The sequence below is a fragment of the Mesorhizobium sp. WSM4814 genome (assembly GCF_055811595.1).
In genome coordinates, this window is the sequence record NZ_JBVVQT010000077.1 from 1 (window position 1) to 628 (window position 628).

At 61.6% G+C, this 628-nt stretch carries 1 protein-coding gene; it reads left to right on the forward strand.

From position 1 onward, the window contains the following. Positions 1–628 (forward strand): corrinoid protein (locus AC0L2V_RS32225; protein WP_473522192.1); only part of this gene is annotated, 628 nt, incomplete at both ends.

Here is a 628-nt window from a genome sequence, read left to right on the forward strand (position 1 = left end):
TCCTTTCCGAGCTTTCCGACGACGAACTCGTGCAGCAGATGCACGATGACCTTTATGACGGGCTGAAGGAAGAGATCGAGGAAGGCACCAACATCCTGCTCGAGCGCGGCTGGGCGCCTTACAAGGTGCTGACCGAGGCACTGGTCGAAGGCATGCGCATCGTCGGCGAGGATTTTCGCGACGGCATCCTGTTCGTGCCGGAAGTGCTGTTGTCGGCCAACGCGATGAAGGCGGGCATGTTCATCCTGCGTCCGCTGCTTGTCGCCACCGGCGCGCCGAAGCAGGGCAAGATGGTGATCGGCACCGTCAAGGGCGACATCCACGATATCGGCAAGAACCTTGTCGGCATGATGATGGAGGGCGCCGGCTTCGACGTCATCGACCTCGGCATCAACAATGCGGTGGAAAAATACCTCGACGCCATCGAACAGCACCAGCCTGACATCATCGGCATGTCGGCGCTGCTGACGACGACCATGCCCTACATGAAGGTCGTCATCGACACGATGAAGGAAAAGGGCATCCGCGGCGACTACGTCGTGCTGGTCGGCGGTGCCCCGCTCAACGAGGAATTCGGCAAGGCCGTCGGCGCCGACGCCTATTGCCGCGACGCGGCCGTGGCAGTCGA